Raw genomic sequence first — 18,835 nt, 5'->3', positions numbered from 1 at the left:
CGCGCACATACGACGCGGCCGGATGCACACCGTGTGCGCATCCGGCCGCGTCCTGTGCCCGCCGTGACGGCAGGCACCACGGTCATGTGATGTCGTCGTACCCGTTGATCCGGTCCCGGTCCTGGCCACTTGCCTGCTCGGGCAGGGCGCGCGGAGCGGGGACAGGCTCGACGGCCCCGACGGACTCGGGCGTGAGGTCGACGTCGGCGGCCTCGTCGTCGCTGAGCGCGGCGTCCGGGTTCTTGCGCCGACGCCGTGCGTCGTTCACGAAGGAGAAGCCGACGGCGAAGAAGTACAGGACGGCGAGCGGTCCGGCCAGCAGCAGCATGGAGATCGGCTCACCGCCCGGGGTCGCGATCGCCGCGAAGGCCGTGAGCCCGATGATCATTCCGCGCCACCAGCCGAGCATGCGCCTGCCGCTGAGGACCCCGGTCATGTTGAGCAGGATGAGCAGCAGGGGCAGTTCGAAGGCGGCACCGAAGACGATCACCATGCGGGTGATCAGGTCCAGGTAGTCGTCGAGCGGCAGCAGGTTCTGAGCGCCCTCCGGCGTGAAGCTGAGCATGATCTCCGCGGTCTGCGGAAGGATCGAGTACGCGAGGTAGGCACCGCCCAGGAAGAGCGGGACGCCGAAGGCGACGAAGCTGAGGGCATAGCGCTTCTCGTGCGTGTGCAGCCCCGGGGCGACGAAGGCCCAGAGCTGGTAGAGCCAGATCGGTGTCGCTGCCAGCACACCGGTCATCAGGGCGACCTTGAGCGCGATGGTGAACGGAGAGAGGAGTCCCTGCGTGGTCATTTCCGCGCAGGGCCTGTCGTTGCGCATGGTGCTCTCGCCGTTCACGCAGCCGACCGACTCGAGGATCGGCCGCATCAGGAACTCGAAGATCTCCTTCTGGAAGAAGGCCGCGGCGATCGTGACCACCACGATCGCCAGGACCGACTTCATCAGCCGGTTGCGCAGCTCACGCAGGTGCTCTCCGAGGGGCATCCGCCCCTCGGTGTCCTTCTCCTGCTTGCGGGCAGACTTGAGCAACCCACTTCCTCGTCTCGTGCGAAAGCCGTCGGGGAATCAGGTCAGCTCTGCGTCGTGCGGTTCGGCTCGGAGACCGGACGACTGCTCTGCACGTCCCCGGGAGCGGCCTGGATCGTGCGAGGCGCGTCCTGCTGCTGAGCGGTCTGCTCGGTGGTGGCGGTCGGGGCCGACGTCTCGTCGTCCTTCTTCATCGCCTTCGCTTCGCTCTTGAGGATGCGAGCGGACTTGCCGAGCGAACGAGCCATGTCAGGGAGCTTCTTGGCACCGAACAGCAACAGGATGACCACGACGATCAGAAGGATCTCAAGGGGCTTCAGATTGCCGATCATGTGCGACTTCCTTCTCACTGAGGCGGCTGAGGGGCGGGGCTGTCCGCTCGGTCGGACAGCCGTCCGATCACCACGATGCAGCGATCGTAACCCGCCGGAGTAAACGCAGGGCAATGGCTGTGCATACTCACACTTGCGACCCGCACCTGAGTCCGGCCCGCCAGCGGAAGCCTACCTCGCAGGCCTGTTCGACAGGAGACCGCGCCCGCTACCGCAAGGCCTCGCCGGTCCGCGCCAGCCTGGTCGCGGACTCTTCCAGCTCCTCGGCCGCGTCATGGATCAGCGCTGTGGTCCTGGCCACTTGGCGGCCGAGGCGCTGGGCCTCCAGGAAGACCCTGATGCCGAGGACGCCGAGGACGGCGATCCCGAGGAATCCGAGCGCGATGGCGAGCATGGGCCAGAACATGGTGGAGAGCCTAGAGGTCGGAGGAGGCCGGGAGGGGCATTCAGAGGGTGGAGTGGAGGCGCAGCGTCCGCACACCGCCGCCCGTGAGCAGTTCCACGATCCGCTCGCTCGCGGGCTTGCGCACCGCCGCTCCGCACTCGGGGCACGTGAAGGAGTAGAAGGTGGTCCGCCGGCTCGCGCCGATGGCCAGTCGCAGCGCGCCCGCCGAGAGCTCGAAGCGGGCACGGCAGTCGGGGCAGGCGGCCTTGAACAGGACCGGGACCCTGGACATCGAGATCTCCGACAGAGCCGACATATCCCTCACTTCTCCTCGATCCCGGTGGTCAGCCCTGGCCGTCGTACGCGGCCAGCGCGTCGCGCGCCGCCCGCCGGGCGCTGTCCGCGAGGTCCGGCGGGGAGACGATCCGGCCGTCCCGCCCGAGCCGCAGCGCGAGCCGCCGCAGCGATGCCGGGTCGGGGGTGCGCAGGGCGATCCGCAGGCCGCCCTCGGGCAGCTCCTCCGCGCTGTCGTGCGGGTAGTACTCGGCAACCCAGCGGCCGCCCGGCCCGACCTCGACCACGACCTCGGGGTCGTCGGCCGACGGCTGGACCAGCCCCTCCGACAGGTCCCTCAGCTCGATCTCCGGCGGCGCGGACGGCTCGTCCAGCAGCCGGATCTCCGCGACCCGGTCGAGGCGGAAGGTCCGGCGCGCCTCGGTGAGGTAGCACCAGGCCTCCATGTACGTGTGGCCGACGGCGAAGAGCCGGATCGGGTCGACCTCGCGCTCGGTGAGCTCGTCGCGGGACGGGGAGTAGTAGCGCAGCCACAGTCTGCGACGCTCGGAGATCGCCCGGTCGACCTCGGCGAAGACGCCGCCTTCGGACTCGAAGGTCACCGAGAGGCGCGAGCTGGCGCCCGCCGCCTCCCCGGCCGCGGCCTCCAGCTTGGCGGTGGCCCGCAGCAGCGCCTCGCGGTCGCCCTCGCGCAGACCGGGCAGGGTGGCGACGGCCCGCGCGGCGACCAGCAGCGCGGTCGCCTCGTCTGCGGCCAGCCGCAGCGCCTCGGCGACGTCGTCCGGGTTGTGCCACCAGATCCGGTCACCGTCGGTGTCGATGTCGAGGAGATCGCCGCCGCGGAAGCTGGTCCCGCACATGGGCAGCACGTCGAGGTCGGAGATCAGCTCGTCCTCGGTGATCCCGAAGGCCCGGGCGACGTCCCCGACGCGCGCGCCGGGGCGCTCGCGCAGATACGTCACCAGCGAGAGCATCCGCCGGGTCTGGTCGATGGCATTCGCGGCCATGGTTGTCCGACTCCCCCTCAGCCCTTGGCCACGGCACGCAGCCGGTCCACGACATCGGCCCGCAGATCAGCGGGTTCCAGTACGACGACGTCCGGGCCGAACTCGACGAGCCAGGCGTCCAGCCCGTGCCCGTACGGAATCTCCAACTCGTCCCAGCCGTCGCCCAGTTCCCGTACGGAGGTGGCCCGGGCGCGCAGTGGATATCCGGCCTCCGCGCGCAGCCTGATCAGCGCGGAACGGGTCGCGGTCTCCCCCGCCCAGCTCTCGACGGTCTCGCGCACGGTGACCACATCGGGCACGGGCGCCGTGAAGGAGCCGGCGCGGGAGCGGACGCGCCCGGTGATCCGGGAGAGCCGGAAGACCCGCTCGGCGCCGCGATCGCGGTCCCAGCCCGCGAGGTACCAGTGGCCGCGCCAGCACTCGAGCGTCCAGGGCTCGACATGGCGGGTCTCCGGACGTACGGCATTGGACTTGCGGTAGTCGAAAACAACGGCCCGGCGGTCGCGGCAGGCGAGCATCAGCGGCTCGAACGCGGCCTCGTGGACCGGGATGCGCGGCTCGAGGGCGCTGTGCTGGGCCGCATCGTACGAGTCCTCGGCCTCCGGCATCCCGGCGGCGCGCAGCTTCTGCAGGGCTCCGCTGGCCGCTCCGGCGAGGCGGGCCTGCTGCCAGACCTTGGCGGCGAGGCCGAGTGCGGCGGCCTCCTCGGCGTCGAGGGTGATGGGCGGGAGGCGATTGGAGTCGCGGCGCGCGAGATAGCCGGTCTCACCGTCGAGGTTCTCCACGGTGGCGATGACCAGGCCGAGTTCGCGCAGATCGTCCTTGTCGCGCTCGAACATGCGGTTGAACGACTCATCGTTCCCCGCCTCCAGATAGGCCTCGATGGAGCCGCGCAGCTCGCGCTTGCTGAGCGGCCGCCGCGTCCCGAGCAGACACAGCGCCAGGTTCATCAGCCGCTCGGCCTTGGCAATGGCCATCGACGCCCTACCCGCCCTTCCTCGCACATCCTCTGATCGTTGAACCTACCGCTACGGAGCGTCGTGGCAAAAGCGCGGGGCCCGTGCCTGGACAGGCACGGGCCCCACCGTGACCGGTTGGGAACCGGTTGCGATCAGATCGCGACCAGGTCGCAGACGAAGATCAGCGCCTCGCCCGGGGCGATGCGGCCGCCACCGGCGCCGCGGTCGCCGTAGGCGAGGTGCGCGGGGATGGTCAGCTGGCGGCGGCCGCCGACCTTCATGCCCTGCACGCCCTTGTCCCAGCCCTGGATGACCTGGCCGACACCGAGCTGGAACTGCAGCGGGGTGCCGCGGTTCCAGGAAGCGTCGAATTCCTCACCGGTGGAGAAGGCCACGCCCACGTAGTGCACGGAGACGGTGTCGCCAGCCTTGGCCTCGGGGCCGTCGCCTTCCCAGATGTCCTTGATCTCCAGGTCGGCCGGCGGCTCGCCGCCCGGGAAGTCGATCTCGGGCTTCTCGATGCTCACTGCTGTGCTCCTCAAACTGATGAACTTCGCAACCGGGACAGTCTCACAGATCAGCCGTCGGACCGCGCCTCAGACCGCGCCGACGATGTCGACGACGAAGACCAGCGTGTTCTTGGCGAGTGCGTTGGACGGGTCCGCGCCGTAGCCGAGCGACGGCGGGATGACGAGCAGTACCCGGTCACCGATGTTCTTGCCGACCAGGCCCTTGTCCCAGCCCTCGACCACGGACCCGGTGCCGATCTGGAAGCCGGTCGCGCCGCCGTGGTCCCAGGAGGAGTCGAACTTCTGGCCGTCCTCCCACTTGACGCCGGTGTACTGCGCGATGAGGCCCTGACCGGCCTCGACCTTCGCGCCGGAGCCCTTGATCAGCACCTGCTCCTTCAGCTCCGTCGGAGCCTTGACGCCCTTGGGGATCGTGATCGTGGCCGGCTTCTGGGACGGGGCGTCCACGGTGGGCATGCCCGGCTCGGGGGCCGCCTGCGTGCCCTTGACCTCGGCCTTGGGGTCGACCTTCGCGGCACCGGCCAGGTCGACGACCCACACCAGGGTGTCCTTGGCGGTGATGCCCGACTGAGGGTTGAGGTTCTGGCCGATCAGATCGCCCGCGGTGCCCTGGACCAGGACCCGGCTGCCGGCCTTCTGTCCCTCCACGGAGTCCAGGACCTTCGCGGGCAGGGCCTGGCTCGGCTGACCGACGCGCTCCACGGGCTGGCGGTGCGGCTGGTCGCCGGTGCCCTGCGCGGGGAAGGTCCCGCCGAGGTCGGCCGGGTCGTCCCACTTGCGCACGGTGTAGTCAAGCCGGACGAAGTCGCCCTTGGCGGCCTCGGGTCCGCTGCCCTTGGTGACGGTCTTCACGACGGTCTCGTCGGAGGGCTTCGCGTCCTTGGGAACGGTGATCTCGGGCTTCTCCCCGAATTTCCCCTTGACCTCGGCCACACCTGCCGCCGAGTCGTTCGTCGAGTCCGACCCGCACGCGCCGGTGAACAGCAGGGCGGGCACGGCCAGCAGGGAGGCGATACGTCGCTTGGTGTTGTAGTTCATCAGTCCAACTGGGAGTCGAGGCCATGGGCAGTGGCCGCCACTCTACGGTGTGCCGTCTGCCCGGTCCTCGAGCCGTCGCCACGCAGAACGGTCCGTTCCACGCCCGGAGCGGGCAGGGAACGGACCACCGTGCGGGCCGTGCCGGCCGACAGCACCCTCGGGGCCGCACGGCTGAAGACGGCTCGGTACGGTCGGTGAGGCGTGGTCAGCTCTTCAGCGAGCGGAGCTCGGCCGCGAACCGGGCCTTGCCCAGCCGGCCCGGCGCGCTGCCGTCCGCCGCACCGGAGGCGTAGGTCGCGTCCACCAGCTGCGAGCCCGACTCCAGGTACACGAAGTGCGGTGTGACGGCCGGGGTGGACTCCGAGTCCACCGCTTCCCTGATCCCGGCGAAGACCAGAAGCTCGTGCCCCTCGGCGAAGGTCTCCTTGGCCGGAGCCTCCTCGGTCACGTACTTCACCCCGTCCGCGACGCCGCCCAGGGAGCGCACCACGACATGCGATCCGGGCTTGAGACCACCCTTGTGGACGGTGTCCACCCGCACGACGACCGGCGTGTAGACGGCCTCGAGGACCGACCCGTCGTCCAGCTTGTCCGTCACACGGACATCGGGGCGCCGCGAGACCACGGTCCCCTCGAAGACATTCTCGTTCAACGGGGACGCGACCGCGGCGGCGGGAGTGCTGTCCACCTTGTAGGAGTGTGCTTCGACGACACGGACCTCGGAGGATTTCCCGGAATCGGCCTTCGGGGCAGCCGCGCCGGTCGAATTCCCGGATCCGGAGCACGCGGAAACACCCAGGGCCATCACCGCGACGGCCACTGACGCGCCCACGCGGGCACGGAAGCGCTTCGTACCACTCATTTCTCTTTCTCCCCCGTTCAGTAAAGGCGCGTGACACCGGCGACGTCGTCGCTGTTGAGACTGCGCCGGGTCCCGGTGGCGATGGCGGTCATGACCGAGTTCTTCTCGGCCGTGGTGTAGGCGGTGCCATCGGTGCAGTGCGGCCGCCACGGGTGGGCGAGGCCGGTGAAGTGTCCGACCTCGTGCACGACGACGGTCTGGACGTCGGCCTTTGCGTTGTTGATGTCCTGACTGCCGTTCACCCAGTTGTAGCGGTTCGAGAGGTAGAGCGTGCCGCCCGTGTGCCGGCTGCCGACCCGCTGTGTCGCGGCGTAGCCGGGCGCCGTGCCCATCAGGCTGGAGTAGCTGTGCGAGGCGCGGAAGGTGTAGATCTGCCATCCGCTGGTGTAGGTGGGCGCGGCATAGCGCAGGCCGGAGCCGCTGCGGTTCCACTGGGTCAGGCCGTTCTTGAGGCCGGTCCTGAGGCCGCTCGGGAAGTTGGTGTTCGCGGCCAGCGACTTGGTCCCGGAAGACTGCCACTTCACCATGCCGGAAGTGCAGTACGCCGACGCCGGCGATGCGGCCATTCCCACGAGGGCGGTCGCGAGGACGGTCCCGGCCGTGCCGAGTGCGAATGCCTTGCGTCCTCCCCTCAGGGCAGGCAGCTGAGTTATTCGGCTGATTGACATTGATTCCCCCTTGTTCGCTCAGATCCGAACCGGTCCTTCCGCCTGGCGGACGGTGGAGCCGAACACCCCAATTCCGTTTCCACACAGGTGAATTGACTGCGGAGGGATGCTAGCAAGCCCCTCCTCGACCCGGCTCCTCACGGCCCTGCTGCTGGGGAAAACGCCACGCGCCGATCCTGGGTGCCGCGCTAAGGGATCCACGGCCCGCATCACCCCTTTGCCACTTTTCCGATGCGACGTCTCGAGCGACCCATTCCTGGAATACGGAATTCCGCCCCCGGGACACCACGGAACCGCGTGATATGTCTCTCACGCAAAAAGCCGCCCGGTGTCCGGGAACGGAATACGTTCCCGGACACCGGGCGGCTTCGCCACCCCGCCGGCTACATGCCGGCGATCAGCTTCTCCACCCGGTCGTCGACCGACCGGAAGGGGTCCTTGCACAACACGGTGCGCTGCGCCTGGTCGTTGAGCTTGAGGTGCACCCAGTCGACCGTGAAGTCGCGCCGCTGCTCCTGGGCGCGGCGGATGAAGTCGCCGCGCAGCCGTGCCCTGGTGGTCTGCGGGGGCACGGACTTACCCTCGAAGATCTTGAGGTCGTTGCAGATCCGGGCCGCCTGGCCCCTCTTCTCCAGGAGGTAGTAGAGCCCGCGGCGGCGGTGGATGTCGTGGTAGGCGAGGTCTATCTGGGCGACCCGGGGGTGCGACATCGTCATGTTGTGCTTGGCCCGGTACCGCTCGATGAGCTTGTACTTCATCACCCAGTCGATCTCGGTGCCGATCCGGTCGAGGTCCTCCTCCTCGATCGCGTCGAGGGTGCGGCCCCACAGTTCGAGGACCTGGGCGACCGTGCCCGTGCGGATGCCCCGGCGGTCGACGAAGTCCACGGCCTTCTCGTAGTACTCCCGCTGGACCTCGAGCGCCGAGGCCTCGCGGCCACTGGCCAGGCGCACCTTGCGCTGGCCCGTGATGTCGTGGCTGACCTCTCGGATCGCCCGAATGGGGTTCTCCAGCGTCAGATCCCGCATCACCGTGCCCGCCTCGATCATGCGCAGCACGAGGTCGGTGGCGCCGACTTTGAGCAGCATGGTCGTCTCGGACATGTTCGAATCGCCCACGATGACGTGCAGTCGGCGGTAGCGCTCGGCGTCGGCGTGCGGCTCGTCGCGGGTGTTGATGATGGGACGGGAGCGGGTGGTGGCGGAACTGACGCCCTCCCAGATGTGCTCGGCGCGCTGGCTGACGCAGTAGACCGCGCCACGCGGGGTCTGCAGCACCTTTCCGGCACCGCAGAGCAGCTGCCGGGTGACGAGGAACGGAATGAGGATGTCCGCGAGCCGGGAGAACTCTCCGTGGCGGGCGACGAGGTAGTTCTCGTGGCAGCCGTAGGAGTTTCCCGCCGAATCGGTGTTGTTCTTGAAGAGGTAGACGTCGCCCGCGATTCCCTCCTCGTGCAGGCGGCGTTCGGCGTCGACGAGCAGGCCTTCGAGGATGCGCTCGCCCGCCTTGTCGTGGGTGACCAGCTCGGTCACGTTGTCACATTCCGGAGTCGCGTACTCCGGATGCGAGCCCACGTCGAGGTAGAGGCGGGCCCCATTGCGCAGGAAGACATTGCTGCTGCGGCCCCATGACACAACACGGCGGAAGAGGTAGCGCGCCACTTCGTCAGGAGACAGTCGGCGCTGTCCCCTGAACGTGCACGTGACGCCGTACTCGTTCTCCAGCCCGAAAATGCGGCGGTCCATGACTGAACATTACGCCTGATGGCCTGAGCTGAAACCGGGTTCGACAGCACCACTTCGATCATTTTCATCCCCTGACGCGATGTGTTCGCTGCGGCCGGGAGCTGCGAGGACCCGTCCGGTGCCCAGCAGAACGAGCAGTGCGGCGAGCCCGCCGGCGCCCGCGACGGCAAAACCGGCGACGGTCCCGCCGAGTTCCACCGCGGGGCCCGCGGCGGCCGTTCCCACGGCCGCGCCGACGCCGAACGTGGTCACGAGCCAGGAGAACGCCTCGGTGACGGTGCCCCGGGGGGCGTGCCGGTCGACGACGATGAACGCGCATGCGATGGCGGGCGCCAGGAACACTCCGGCGACGGCACAGAGGGCGGTCATCGCGGCGACACCGGGGGTGAACACGAGCGGCAGATAGCCGATGGCGAGCAGGCCCACGATGATCCGCAGCCGCCGCTCGGGGGCGCCTGCCCACTGGCGGGCGCCGTAGACGGCGCCGCCGACGAGGGCGCCGAGGCCGAGGGCGGCCATCAGCCAGCCGTACGCAGAGGCGCGGCCGTGGTCGTCGGCGTACGCGACACCGGCGACGGTGATGGAGCCGAGGGCCAGGCCGACGAAGAAGAACGAGCCGAGCAGCGCGAGCAGCCCGGGCGAGCGCAGAGCGCCCAGCCAGTGGGCCTCGCGGGGTGCGGAGCGCCAGGTCCTGGACGGCTCGGAGAGCACCACGGACACCGCGCCGGCGACTCCGACGGCGTTGATGACCAGGAGCGCCGCGGCGGGCGAGAACAGCCAGACGAGCAGTGTCACCAGCAACGGACCGACGGTGAACATGACTTCCTGGGCGATCGCGTCCATGGCGTAGGCACGGTGGACGCGGTCCTCGCGACGGCCGAGAACGTCCGGCCAGAGGGCCCGCAGACCGCCTTCGAGCGGCGGGGTGAAGAGCCCGGCGACGGTGACGGCCGCGTACGCCGACGGCAGCGGGGTGGTGCCGACCACGGCGAACAGCGCCATGCCGAGCGCCGAGACGACGGCGGCGGGCAACTGGACGCGTGGCTGGCCGTGCAGGTCGACGAGGCGGCCGAGCAGCGGCTGGCCGACGGCCGTGGCGAGCCCGTAGACCGCGGCGAGGGCGCCCGCGAGGGTGTAGCTGCCGCCCTCGGCGCGGGTGAACAGCACGATCGCGACATGCGCGGTGGCGTTCGGCAGGCGGCCGACGAGGGTGCCCGCGAGCAGGCGCGCGGCGTGCGGCGCCTTGAGGATGTCTGCGTACCCGGACGCTCCCGCGGCCATGTCCCGCCTTTTCGGTCGACCCCGCTCCCGAGGTGAAGTTTTACGTATAACGTCGCAGGTCATACGTATCATGTGCGCAGGCCGCGAGTCCACCCCTCGTGGCGGACGACACCACGCGCGGAGGCGAGTGTGCAGACGCGGGAGCCCGTCGGCGGCGCGCGGCCGACCAGCAAGGACGTGGCCCGGGCGGCCGGTGTGTCCCAGGCCACGGTCTCTCTCGTGCTCGCCGGCAAGTGGCGGGGCCGGGTCTCCGAGCGCACCGCGGACCTGGTCCGGCAGACGGCCGGGGACCTCGGCTACCGCCCGAATCTGGCGGCCCGGAATCTGCGGCTGGGCCGCACGCGGACGGTGCTCCTGGTGGTGCCCGCTCTCACCAACGAGTTCTTCGCACGCGTGTACGCGGGTGCGGCGGCCGTCGCCTCCGAGCACGACTTCGGCGTGGTGCTCTACCCCTCCCCGGAGGGGGTCGAACCCGCGAAGGATCCCTTCCCGTCGGCCCGGGCCGCGCTCGACGGGGTGATCGCCTCGTCGATGGCCGCGAAGGCGCTGGACGCGATCCGGGGCACCGATCTGCCGCTGGTGATGCTCGACAGCGATCCGTCGGATCCGGCATCGGCGGCCCAGGTGAACCTGGACATCGCGGACGGTATGCGCCAGGTGACGGACCATCTGCTCGGCCTCGGCCACCGCCGCTTCGTCCATCTGGCGTCTGCCGTGCCGTCCTGGACCTTCGAAGTACGGGCCCGGGCGCTGGGCGCGGCGCTGCGGGCGGCGCCGGGAGCGTCGATACGGACCGTCGCCGCGCCCCTGGACGTGAGCGGGGCGCGGGAGGCGGCCGAACGTGCTCTGGCCGGCTCCGGGCCGCGTCCCACGGCGCTGATCTGCGACGACGACATACTGGCGGCGGGCGCGTGCAAGGCGGTCCGGCGGCTCGGTCTACGGGTGCCGGAGGATGTCTCGGTGACCGGCTTCGACGACCTGGCCCTCGCGACGGCCCTGGAGCCGGAGCTCACGACGGTCCACCTCCCCGCGGAGCGCGTGGGCGAGGCGGGCATGTCCGCGCTGCTCGCGGTCCTGCGGGGCGACACCCCGACACCGGGTGACCTCCCGGTCACCCTCGTCCCCCGCGGCTCCACGAGCCCGCCCGCGGCCTGACCGCCCTGAGCCGGCCAAGTGCGGACCAGATTGTGCCCATGGCCCTTCCGGTTCGGGAGGTACCCCCAGGTACGGGGAGGTACGTACCCCCACCCCCCGGGACCTTCCACTGGGGGCTCAGTGGGACGACTGCCCACAACCACCGGGGAGCGGCCCACGACCCGCACCCGGGGGGCGGCCGGGGCGGGGCCGTGCAGGGTCGCCCCCGCAGAAATCGGCTCCCCGTACCGGATGACGCCGTACCCGATTTCGAGGAGACGACCCCCGAGGGCCACCGCCCCACCACCCACCGGCGCACCACGAGCCCGCCCGCGACCCCACGCCGCAGAGGGAGCCCGCCCGGGGCCTCGCCGCAGGGCGCAGAGGGAGCCCCGGACGGGCACACACCGGACGCCGCCACGGCATCGGCCAACTCCGCACCGCCCCAGGGAGGCCCGAAAACGCCACGCCCCCGCCCCGGCCGCGTGTGCGACCGGGACGGGGGCGTGGGCCCTGGGTGAGGCTGCTACGCCTCCCCGGCGGAATCCTCGGAATCCTCCGTGTCCGACGGCACCTCCGTGGGCGCGGACGCCGCATCGTCCGCCTGCAGCAGACGCGACAGCTGCCGCCCCACGATGCGCTTGAACTTCCGCTGCTGCGGCCGCGTGCGGTCCAGGATCGCCACCTCCAGCCGCTCCGCGGGGATCTCCCGCTCCGTGCCGTTGGTGTCGCGGGACAGCGCCTGCACCGCCAGCTTCAGCGCCTCGGCGAGCGTCATCCCGTCCCGGTGCCGCTGGTCGAGGAAGCTGCTGATCTGCTCGGCGTTGCCGCCGACCGCGACCGAGCCGTGCTCGTCCACGATCGAGCCGTCGTGCGGCAGCCGGTAGATCTGGTCCCCCTCGGGCGACGCGCCGACCTCGGCGACGACCAGTTCCACCTCGTACGGCTTCTCGCCCGCGCTGGAGAAGATCGTGCCCAGCGTCTGCGCGTAGACGTTGGCGAGCCCACGGGCCGTCACATCGTCACGGTCGTACGTGTAGCCCCGCAGGTCCGCGTAGCGCACGCCGCCGATCCGCAGGTTCTCGTACTCGTTGTACTTGCCGGCCGCGGCGAAGCCGATCCGGTCGTAGATCTCGCTGAACTTGTGCAGCGCACGGGACGGGTTCTCACCGACGAAGACGATGCCGTCGGCGTACTGCAGCACAACCAGGCTGCGGCCGCGGGCGATGCCCTTGCGGGCGTACTCCGCCCGGTCGGCCATGGCCTGCTGGGGTGAGACATAGAACGGCGTCGACACCGGCTATCCGTCCCTTTCTGTCAGTGGCATGTCGGTTCCAGAAGAGCCAGAAGAGGGGTATCAGAGCAGCGCGGCGCGCGGGCCGTCGGGCTGTTCGAGGCGGCGCTCCAGGATCGACCGGGCAATCTCGGAGGACTCGACCTCGGTCAGCTTTCGGAAGCCCTCGTCGGTGATCACGGTCACGATCGGGTAGATCCGGCGGGCCACGTCCGGGCCGCCGGTCGCGGAGTCGTCGTCGGCCGCGTCGTACAGCGCCTGGACGACGAGGGTGATGGCCTGCTGCTCCGTCAGGTCCTCGCGGTAGAGCTTCTTCATCGCTCCGCGAGCGAAGATCGAACCGGAGCCGGTGGCCGCGAAGCCGTGCTCCTCGGAGCGGCCGCCCGTGACGTCGTACGAGAAGATCCGGCCCTTCTCGCGGTCGACGTCCCAGCCGGCGAAGAGCGGGACCACGGCGAGGCCCTGCATCGCCATGCCGAGGTTGCCCCGGATCATCGTGGAGAGACGGTTCGCCTTGCCCTCCAGGGAGAGCTGGGCGCCTTCGACCTTCTCGAAGTGCTCGAGCTCCAGCTGGAAGAGCTTGACCATCTCGACCGCGAGACCGGCCGTGCCGGCGATGCCCACCGCCGAGTACTCGTCCGCCGGGAAGACCTTCTCGATGTCGCGCTGGGCGATCATGTTGCCCATGGTCGCCCGCCGGTCACCGGCGAGGACCACGCCGCCCGGGAAGGACGTGGCGACGATCGTCGTGCCGTGCGGTGCTTCGATGGCTCCTTGCAGGGGCGGGAGCACGCGCTTGCCCGGCAGCAGGTCCGGGGAGTGCTCGCCCAGGAAGTCCATGAACGAGGACGAGCCGGGCGTCAGGAAGGCCGCCGGCAGACGCCCGGTGCTACGAGGGTTGGCTTCCACGCGATTCCTTCCGAATGGACGGCGGCCCGCCACCTGGGCCGGGCCGATCTTGCATGCACTGCACGGACCTTACCCGTGCCGTCACCGGTCATCCGTCCCGATGCCGACGGCCCTTCGGCCGGCTGCACCGGGACGGACAACGGGAGTACCCCTGTCGCAATTACGAGGAGTTACTCTCCGCCCTTTTGAACGAAGGAACGCACGAAGTCCTCGGCGTTCTCCTCGAGGACGTCGTCGATCTCGTCGAGTACGGAGTCGACGTCGTCCGACAGCTTCTCCTGGCGCTCCTTGAGGTCTTCGGAGGCCTGCGCGTCCTGCGCCTGCTCCTCGACCTCCTCGGTGGAGCGTTGAGCACGCTGCTGCCCGCCGCCGGTGTCCTTGGTCGCCATATCCCTCACCCCGCTCGGTTTGCCCGTTTGGTTCGGCCCACTCAAGATCAGACCCTACAAGCAGGGTCTGACATCGGCCCCGCACTTTCCACAACGTCCGGGGGTCACCTCGATGATTCCCGTACGCGGACCATTTCAGCCTCCGGACAGGACCCGGACCAGGTCCTCCGCGGTGCGGCACCGGTCCAGCAGCTCCTTGACGTGATTGCGGGTGCCGCGCAGAGGCTCCAGCGTGGGCACTCGTTGCAGAGAGTCACGACCTGGCAGGTCGAAGATCACCGAGTCCCAGGAGGCCGCGGCGACGTCGTCCGCGTACTGCTCCAGGCAGCGACCGCGGAAATACGCCCTGGTGTCCTCAGGGGGCTTGCTCTCGGCCCGCTCGACGTCGGACTCGTCCAGAAGCCGTTTCATCTTCCCGCGGGCCACCAGACGGTTGTACAGGCCCTTCTCGGGGCGTACGTCCGCGTACTGCAGGTCCACGAGGTGCAGCCGGGCTGCGTCCCAGTCCAGGGTGTCCCGGCGCCGGTAGCCCTCGAGGATCTCCCGTTTGGCGATCCAGTCGAGCTCCCCGGACAGGCTCATCGGGTCGTTCTCGAGCCGGTTGAGGGTGTCCTCCCAGCGGGTCAGGACGTCCTTGGTCTGCTCGTCCGCATCGACGCCGAAGCGCTCCTCGACGTACTTGCGGGCGAGCTCGAAGTACTCCATCTGCAGCTGGACGGCGGTGAGCGTCCGGCCGCTGCGGAGAGTGACCAGTCGTCGCAGCGTGGGGTCGTGCGAGACCTGGTGCAGCGTGCGGACCGGCTGGTCGACGGCCAGGTCGACGTTGATGAAGCCGTCCTCGATCATGGAGAGGACCAGCGCGGTCGTACCGAGCTTGAGGTACGTCGAGATCTCCGAGAGGTTCGCGTCGCCGATGATCACATGGAGGCGGCGGTACTTCTCGGCGTCGGCGTGCGGCTCGTCCCTGGTGTTGATGATGGGGCGCTTGAGGGTGGTCTCCAGGCCGACCTCGACCTCGAAGTAGTCGGCGCGCTGGCTGATCTGGAAGCCGTGCTCATGGCCGTCCTGGCCGATGCCCACGCGGCCGGCACCGGTGACGACCTGCCGGGACACGAAGAACGGCGTCAGATGGCGCACGATGTCCGAGAACGGGGTCTCCCGCTTCATCAGGTAGTTCTCGTGCGTTCCGTAGGACGCGCCCTTGTTGTCGGTGTTGTTCTTGTACAGGTGGATCGGCTGGGCGCCGGGCAGCTGGGCGGCCCGCTCGGCGGCCTCGGCCATGATCCGCTCGCCGGCCTTGTCCCACAGGACGGCGTCACGCGGGTTGGTGACCTCGGGGGCGCTGTACTCGGGGTGGGCGTGGTCGACGTAGAGCCTGGCCCCGTTGGTGAGGATCACATTGGCCAGACCGATGTCCTCGTCCGTGAGCTGACTGGAGTCGGCGGCCTCGCGGGCGAGGTCGAAGCCGCGGGCGTCCCGCAGCGGATTCTCCTCCTCGAAGTCCCAGCGGGCGCGCCGCGCCCGGTGCATCGCCGCCGCGTAGGCGTTGACGATCTGGGACGAGGTGAGCATGGCATTGGCGTTCGGGTGGCCCGGGACGGAGATGCCGTACTCCGTCTCGATACCCATTACTCGCCGTACGGTCATGCGGCCCTCCTTGCCCGGCGGCGCTCCCGTCTGGGTGCGGCGCTCAAGTACCGCTCGGTCTCCGGTGCGTGTGCGGTGCCCGTCCCCGCACTGCGCGACACGGCGGTACGGAAGAGCCTAGAACGCCTCTGCGCTGGTGGGGAGATCAATTCCGTCATTGCTCTGTCTGGTGCGATTACCCGTCCGGGGCCGGTGGAAAGCAGGCGGCTGCGGATGTCCTCCCCCCTGACCTCCGGCGGGGGGACCCCCAGGACATCCGCAGCCGGACTGCGATCTACAGGTACTGGCCGGTGTTCGCCACCGTGTCGATGGAGCGGCCGGTGTCCGCGCCCTGCTTTCCGGTGACAAGGGTGCGGATGAAGACGATCCGCTCACCCTTCTTACCGGAGATCCGGGCCCAGTCGTCCGGGTTCGTCGTGTTCGGCAGGTCCTCGTTCTCCTTGAATTCGTCCACGCAGGCCTGGAGCAGGTGCGAGACGCGGAGGCCCTTCTGGTTGTGGTCGAGGAAGGCCTTGATGGCCATCTTCTTGGCCCGGTCCACGATGTTCTGGATCATGGCGCCGGAATTGAAGTCCTTGAAGTACAGGACTTCCTTGTCACCGTTGGCGTACGTGACCTCGAGGAAGCGGTTCTCCTCGGACTCGGCGTACATCTGCTCCACAACGGACTGGATCATGCCCTGGACCGCGGCGTCCTTGGAGCCGGTGTGCTCGGCGAGATCGTCCGAGTGGAGCGGCAGCGAAGGCCTGAGGTACTTCGCGAAAATGTCCCTCGCGGCCTCCGCGTCAGGACGCTCGATCTTGATCTTGACGTCCAGCCGGCCCGGCCTCAGGATCGCGGGGTCGATCATGTCCTCGCGGTTGGAGGCGCCGATCACGATCACGTTCTCGAGGCCCTCCACACCGTCGATCTCGGCGAGCAGCTGCGGAACGATCGTGTTCTCGACGTCCGAGCTGACACCGGAGCCGCGGGTGCGGAAGAGGGATTCCATCTCGTCGAAGAAGACGATGACGGGGGTGCCCTCGCTCGCCTTCTCCCGGGCACGCTGGAAGACCAGGCGGATGTGCCGCTCGGTCTCACCGACGTACTTGTTGAGGAGCTCGGGGCCCTTGATGTTGAGGAAGTAGCTCTTCCCCGCGGGCTGGCCGGTCACCTCGGCGACCTTCTTGGCGAGGGAATTCGCGACCGCCTTCGCGATCAGCGTCTTTCCGCAACCGGGCGGGCCGTAGAGCAGGATGCCCTTCGGCGGCCGCAGTTCGTGCTCCTTGAAGAGGTCCGGGTGGAGGTACGGGAGCTCGACCGCGTCGCGGATCATCTCGATCTGGTTGCCCAGACCGCCGATCTTGTCGTAGTCGACGTCCGGGACCTCTTCGAGGACGAGCTCCTCGACCTCGCTCTTGGGGATCACTTCGTAGACGTAGCCGGACCTGGGCTCGAGCAGCAGGGCGTCGCCGGGGCGGACGGTGGTGTCCAGCAGCGTGTCCGCGAGCCGCACCACCCGTTCCTCGTCGGTGTGCCCGATCACCAGGGCGCGCTCGCCGTCCTCGAGGATCTCCTTGAGGGTGACGATGTCCCCGGTGCGCTCGAACTCCATGGCCTCGACCACGTTGAGCGCCTCGTTGAGCATGAGTTCCTGGCCGCGCCTGAGCTCGTCGAGCTCGACGCTGGGGCTGACGTTCACCCGGAGCTTGCGGCCCCCGGTGAAGATGTCGGCGGTGCCGTCATCGTTCGCCTGCAGGAAGACACCGAAGCCGGCCGGCGGCTGTGCGAGCCGGTCGACCTCTTCCTTGAGGGCCACGATCTGGTCGCGGGCCTCACGGAGCGTGTTCGCCAGTCGTTCGTTCTGAGCGGACACGCCGGCCAGGTTTGTCTGCAGCTCGACGATCCGCTCCTCGAGAATCCTCGTATGACGCGGAGAGTCGGCGAGCTTGCGGCGCAGGACGGCGATCTCCTGCTCAAGATAGGCAACCTGACCGGCAGGGTCTTCAGACCCCCGTCCCGGCCGGAAGCCGCGGTTGTTGTCGTCGTCGTGGGCTGCCACGGTCCTCACCTCCTCCAAGGGGAGCTGGACGCTTCCTGACCCTACCTGGGTGGGTGGTGATTGAAACCCCTAGATCACAAAGACGGAAGGGGTGTGTCCGATCTTCACCCTTGCGCTGCCCCTCACGCCAGGGGAATACCCACCCATCAACATCGGAAAGCGGGCGGTTGTATCGTCGGAACGGTCAACACCCGTCAGGGCTGGCACCTATTGATGCACACCGCGCAGGAACGGCAGGCGACATGAACGAGGCTCTCGAAGTCTGGATCGACCAGGACCTCTGCACCGGCGACGGTATCTGCGCCCAGTACGCACCCGAGGTCTTCGAGCTGGACATCGACGGCCTGGCCTATGTGAAGAGCGCGGACGACGCGCTGTTGCAGCAGCCGGGCGCCACAACGCCGGTGCCGCTTCCCCTGCTGACCGATGTCATCGACTCGGCCAAGGAGTGCCCCGGCGACTGCATTCATGTACGTCGCGTTTCGGACAGGGTCGAGGTGTACGGACCCGACGCGGAGTAGACGCAGGGTGACGGATCACACACTGTCCGTGGCGGAATCTGCCTCGACGGACTCCACGAACTTCCCGCCGCTCCACTGCCACTTGACCTTCTCCCGTTCGTCCGGGCAGCAGCGCGGGACGTCGGGCGAGGAGTAGCCGAGGAGCGTTGCCGTGACCGCGCCGTCACGGACGGCGAAGTCGGTGACGCTGAGACGCTCGGACGGTTCGACCAGGGTCGCCACGATGCGCGGCTGCCCTGCGGACGACCGCGCGATGACGTAGATGCCGCTGGGCGGAGTGCCCGAGCCGGCCTCGCAGCGGGCCACCACGGCCGTCTCGGCCCCGCCGTCCCCGTCCAGGTCCCCCGAGGCCCTCTTCACGACCGTCGTACCGGCTGCGCCGCACTCGAGGGGCAGTTCCACGGCTGCGGCGTCCGGCGCGGGCGCTGCCGCCGCGGCGATCCCGGAGCCCGACTGGTCCGCTTTCGCGGCGTCCGGCTGGAGAAGTCCCGCACCGGCGACGACCGCGGCCATCGCCGTCGCGGTGGCCAGCCAGTGCACCGGGCGGGTGTGCGTGTGCGCGAGGTCCGGAAGCGTCGCGGAGGTCTGCACGCGGGGTGTCTCCTGTGAGGGCAGTGCCGGTGGGGGTGGGAGGCATCGTGCCACACGTCACAGGAAGCGGGAACAGGGGGGTGGGCAATGCCAACGTAAAGGTGCCGCCGTCGAGTTCCCGGGCACGTCCCGGGAACTCGACGGCGGCACCACTGCGTTGTTCAGGGCGCGGGCCCTG

At 69.3% G+C, this 18,835-nt stretch carries 20 protein-coding genes; 2 read left to right on the top strand and 18 right to left on the bottom strand.

The window, feature by feature from the left end; all coding sequences use genetic code 11:
* Positions 1-82 precede the first annotated feature (82 nt).
* From tatC to ABT078_RS05135, 12 genes are all read right to left on the bottom strand, one after another.
* Complete coding sequence (gene tatC / locus ABT078_RS05190) at positions 83-1,033, bottom strand: twin-arginine translocase subunit TatC (RefSeq protein ID WP_351223973.1); 951 nt, start codon at positions 1,031-1,033, stop codon at positions 83-85.
* Positions 1,034-1,074: 41 nt separating this feature from the next.
* Positions 1,075-1,362 (bottom strand): Sec-independent protein translocase subunit TatA, encoded by a 288-nt coding sequence (tatA, locus tag ABT078_RS05185; protein ID WP_351223971.1) that lies wholly within the window; start codon positions 1,360-1,362, stop codon positions 1,075-1,077.
* A 208-nt stretch (positions 1,363-1,570) separates the two neighbouring features.
* The gene (locus tag ABT078_RS05180) at positions 1,571-1,768 is read right to left on the bottom strand and encodes a hypothetical protein (protein ID WP_351223969.1); all 198 of its coding nucleotides are present in this window, start codon (positions 1,766-1,768) and stop codon (positions 1,571-1,573) included.
* Between the two features lie 40 nt (positions 1,769-1,808).
* Positions 1,809-2,063 carry a CpXC domain-containing protein gene (locus ABT078_RS05175; RefSeq protein ID WP_351223967.1) on the bottom strand — a complete coding sequence of 85 codons (255 nt, stop codon included), beginning with the start codon at positions 2,061-2,063 and terminating at the stop codon, positions 1,809-1,811.
* A 28-nt stretch (positions 2,064-2,091) separates the two neighbouring features.
* The gene (locus tag ABT078_RS05170; protein ID WP_351223965.1) at positions 2,092-3,048 is read right to left on the bottom strand and encodes a helix-turn-helix transcriptional regulator; all 957 of its coding nucleotides are present in this window, start codon (positions 3,046-3,048) and stop codon (positions 2,092-2,094) included.
* 17 nt (positions 3,049-3,065) lie between these two features.
* Complete coding sequence (locus ABT078_RS05165; protein WP_351223963.1) at positions 3,066-4,025, bottom strand: helix-turn-helix transcriptional regulator; 960 nt, start codon at positions 4,023-4,025, stop codon at positions 3,066-3,068.
* Positions 4,026-4,159: 134 nt separating this feature from the next.
* Positions 4,160-4,534 (bottom strand): FKBP-type peptidyl-prolyl cis-trans isomerase, encoded by a 375-nt coding sequence (locus ABT078_RS05160; RefSeq protein ID WP_351223961.1) that lies wholly within the window; start codon positions 4,532-4,534, stop codon positions 4,160-4,162.
* 69 nt (positions 4,535-4,603) lie between these two features.
* Entirely contained in the window at positions 4,604-5,575 is a 972-nt protein-coding gene (locus ABT078_RS05155) for an FKBP-type peptidyl-prolyl cis-trans isomerase (RefSeq protein ID WP_351223959.1), read from the bottom strand.
* 205 nt (positions 5,576-5,780) lie between these two features.
* Positions 5,781-6,437, bottom strand: a complete 657-nt coding sequence (locus ABT078_RS05150; RefSeq protein ID WP_351223957.1) for a hypothetical protein — start codon at positions 6,435-6,437, stop codon at positions 5,781-5,783.
* Between the two features lie 17 nt (positions 6,438-6,454).
* Positions 6,455-7,105, bottom strand: coding sequence for a matrixin family metalloprotease (locus tag ABT078_RS05145; protein ID WP_351223955.1), 651 nt, complete (start codon positions 7,103-7,105; stop codon positions 6,455-6,457).
* 383 nt (positions 7,106-7,488) lie between these two features.
* Complete coding sequence (gene pafA / locus ABT078_RS05140; protein ID WP_351223953.1) at positions 7,489-8,850, bottom strand: Pup--protein ligase; 1,362 nt, start codon at positions 8,848-8,850, stop codon at positions 7,489-7,491.
* Between the two features lie 9 nt (positions 8,851-8,859).
* Positions 8,860-10,131: an MFS transporter gene (locus ABT078_RS05135; RefSeq protein WP_351223951.1), complete on the bottom strand. Its 1,272-nt coding sequence runs from the start codon at positions 10,129-10,131 to the stop codon at positions 8,860-8,862.
* A 129-nt stretch (positions 10,132-10,260) separates the two neighbouring features.
* Between ABT078_RS05135 and ABT078_RS05130 the strand changes: the two genes are divergently transcribed.
* Positions 10,261-11,286, top strand: a complete 1,026-nt coding sequence (locus tag ABT078_RS05130) for a LacI family DNA-binding transcriptional regulator (protein WP_351223949.1) — start codon at positions 10,261-10,263, stop codon at positions 11,284-11,286.
* 505 nt (positions 11,287-11,791) lie between these two features.
* Here the strand turns inward: ABT078_RS05130 and prcA are convergent.
* From prcA to arc, 5 genes are all read right to left on the bottom strand, one after another.
* Positions 11,792-12,562, bottom strand: coding sequence for a proteasome subunit alpha (gene prcA / locus ABT078_RS05125; protein WP_351223947.1), 771 nt, complete (start codon positions 12,560-12,562; stop codon positions 11,792-11,794).
* Between the two features lie 60 nt (positions 12,563-12,622).
* The gene (prcB, locus tag ABT078_RS05120; RefSeq protein WP_351223945.1) at positions 12,623-13,468 is read right to left on the bottom strand and encodes a proteasome subunit beta; all 846 of its coding nucleotides are present in this window, start codon (positions 13,466-13,468) and stop codon (positions 12,623-12,625) included.
* A 170-nt stretch (positions 13,469-13,638) separates the two neighbouring features.
* Positions 13,639-13,857 carry a ubiquitin-like protein Pup gene (locus tag ABT078_RS05115; protein WP_242333213.1) on the bottom strand — a complete coding sequence of 73 codons (219 nt, stop codon included), beginning with the start codon at positions 13,855-13,857 and terminating at the stop codon, positions 13,639-13,641.
* Positions 13,858-13,992: 135 nt separating this feature from the next.
* A complete protein-coding gene (gene dop / locus ABT078_RS05110; protein WP_351223943.1) occupies positions 13,993-15,504 on the bottom strand; it encodes a depupylase/deamidase Dop in 1,512 nt (503 codons plus the stop codon).
* Between the two features lie 274 nt (positions 15,505-15,778).
* Complete coding sequence (gene arc / locus ABT078_RS05105) at positions 15,779-17,545, bottom strand: proteasome ATPase (protein ID WP_351223941.1); 1,767 nt, start codon at positions 17,543-17,545, stop codon at positions 15,779-15,781.
* A gap of 242 nt (positions 17,546-17,787) precedes the next feature.
* On the opposite strand from arc, the gene ABT078_RS05100 reads away from it, so the two are divergent.
* Positions 17,788-18,066 (top strand): ferredoxin, encoded by a 279-nt coding sequence (locus tag ABT078_RS05100; RefSeq protein WP_351223939.1) that lies wholly within the window; start codon positions 17,788-17,790, stop codon positions 18,064-18,066.
* Positions 18,067-18,081: 15 nt separating this feature from the next.
* On the opposite strand, the gene ABT078_RS05095 is transcribed toward ABT078_RS05100, so the two are convergent.
* The gene (locus ABT078_RS05095) at positions 18,082-18,657 is read right to left on the bottom strand and encodes a hypothetical protein (protein ID WP_351223937.1); all 576 of its coding nucleotides are present in this window, start codon (positions 18,655-18,657) and stop codon (positions 18,082-18,084) included.
* Positions 18,658-18,835 lie beyond the last annotated feature (178 nt).

Source organism: Streptomyces sp. NPDC002133 (genome assembly GCF_040296405.1).
GTDB lineage: Bacteria > Actinomycetota > Actinomycetes > Streptomycetales > Streptomycetaceae > Streptomyces.
This window is presented reverse-complemented; position numbering and strand designations above follow the sequence as displayed.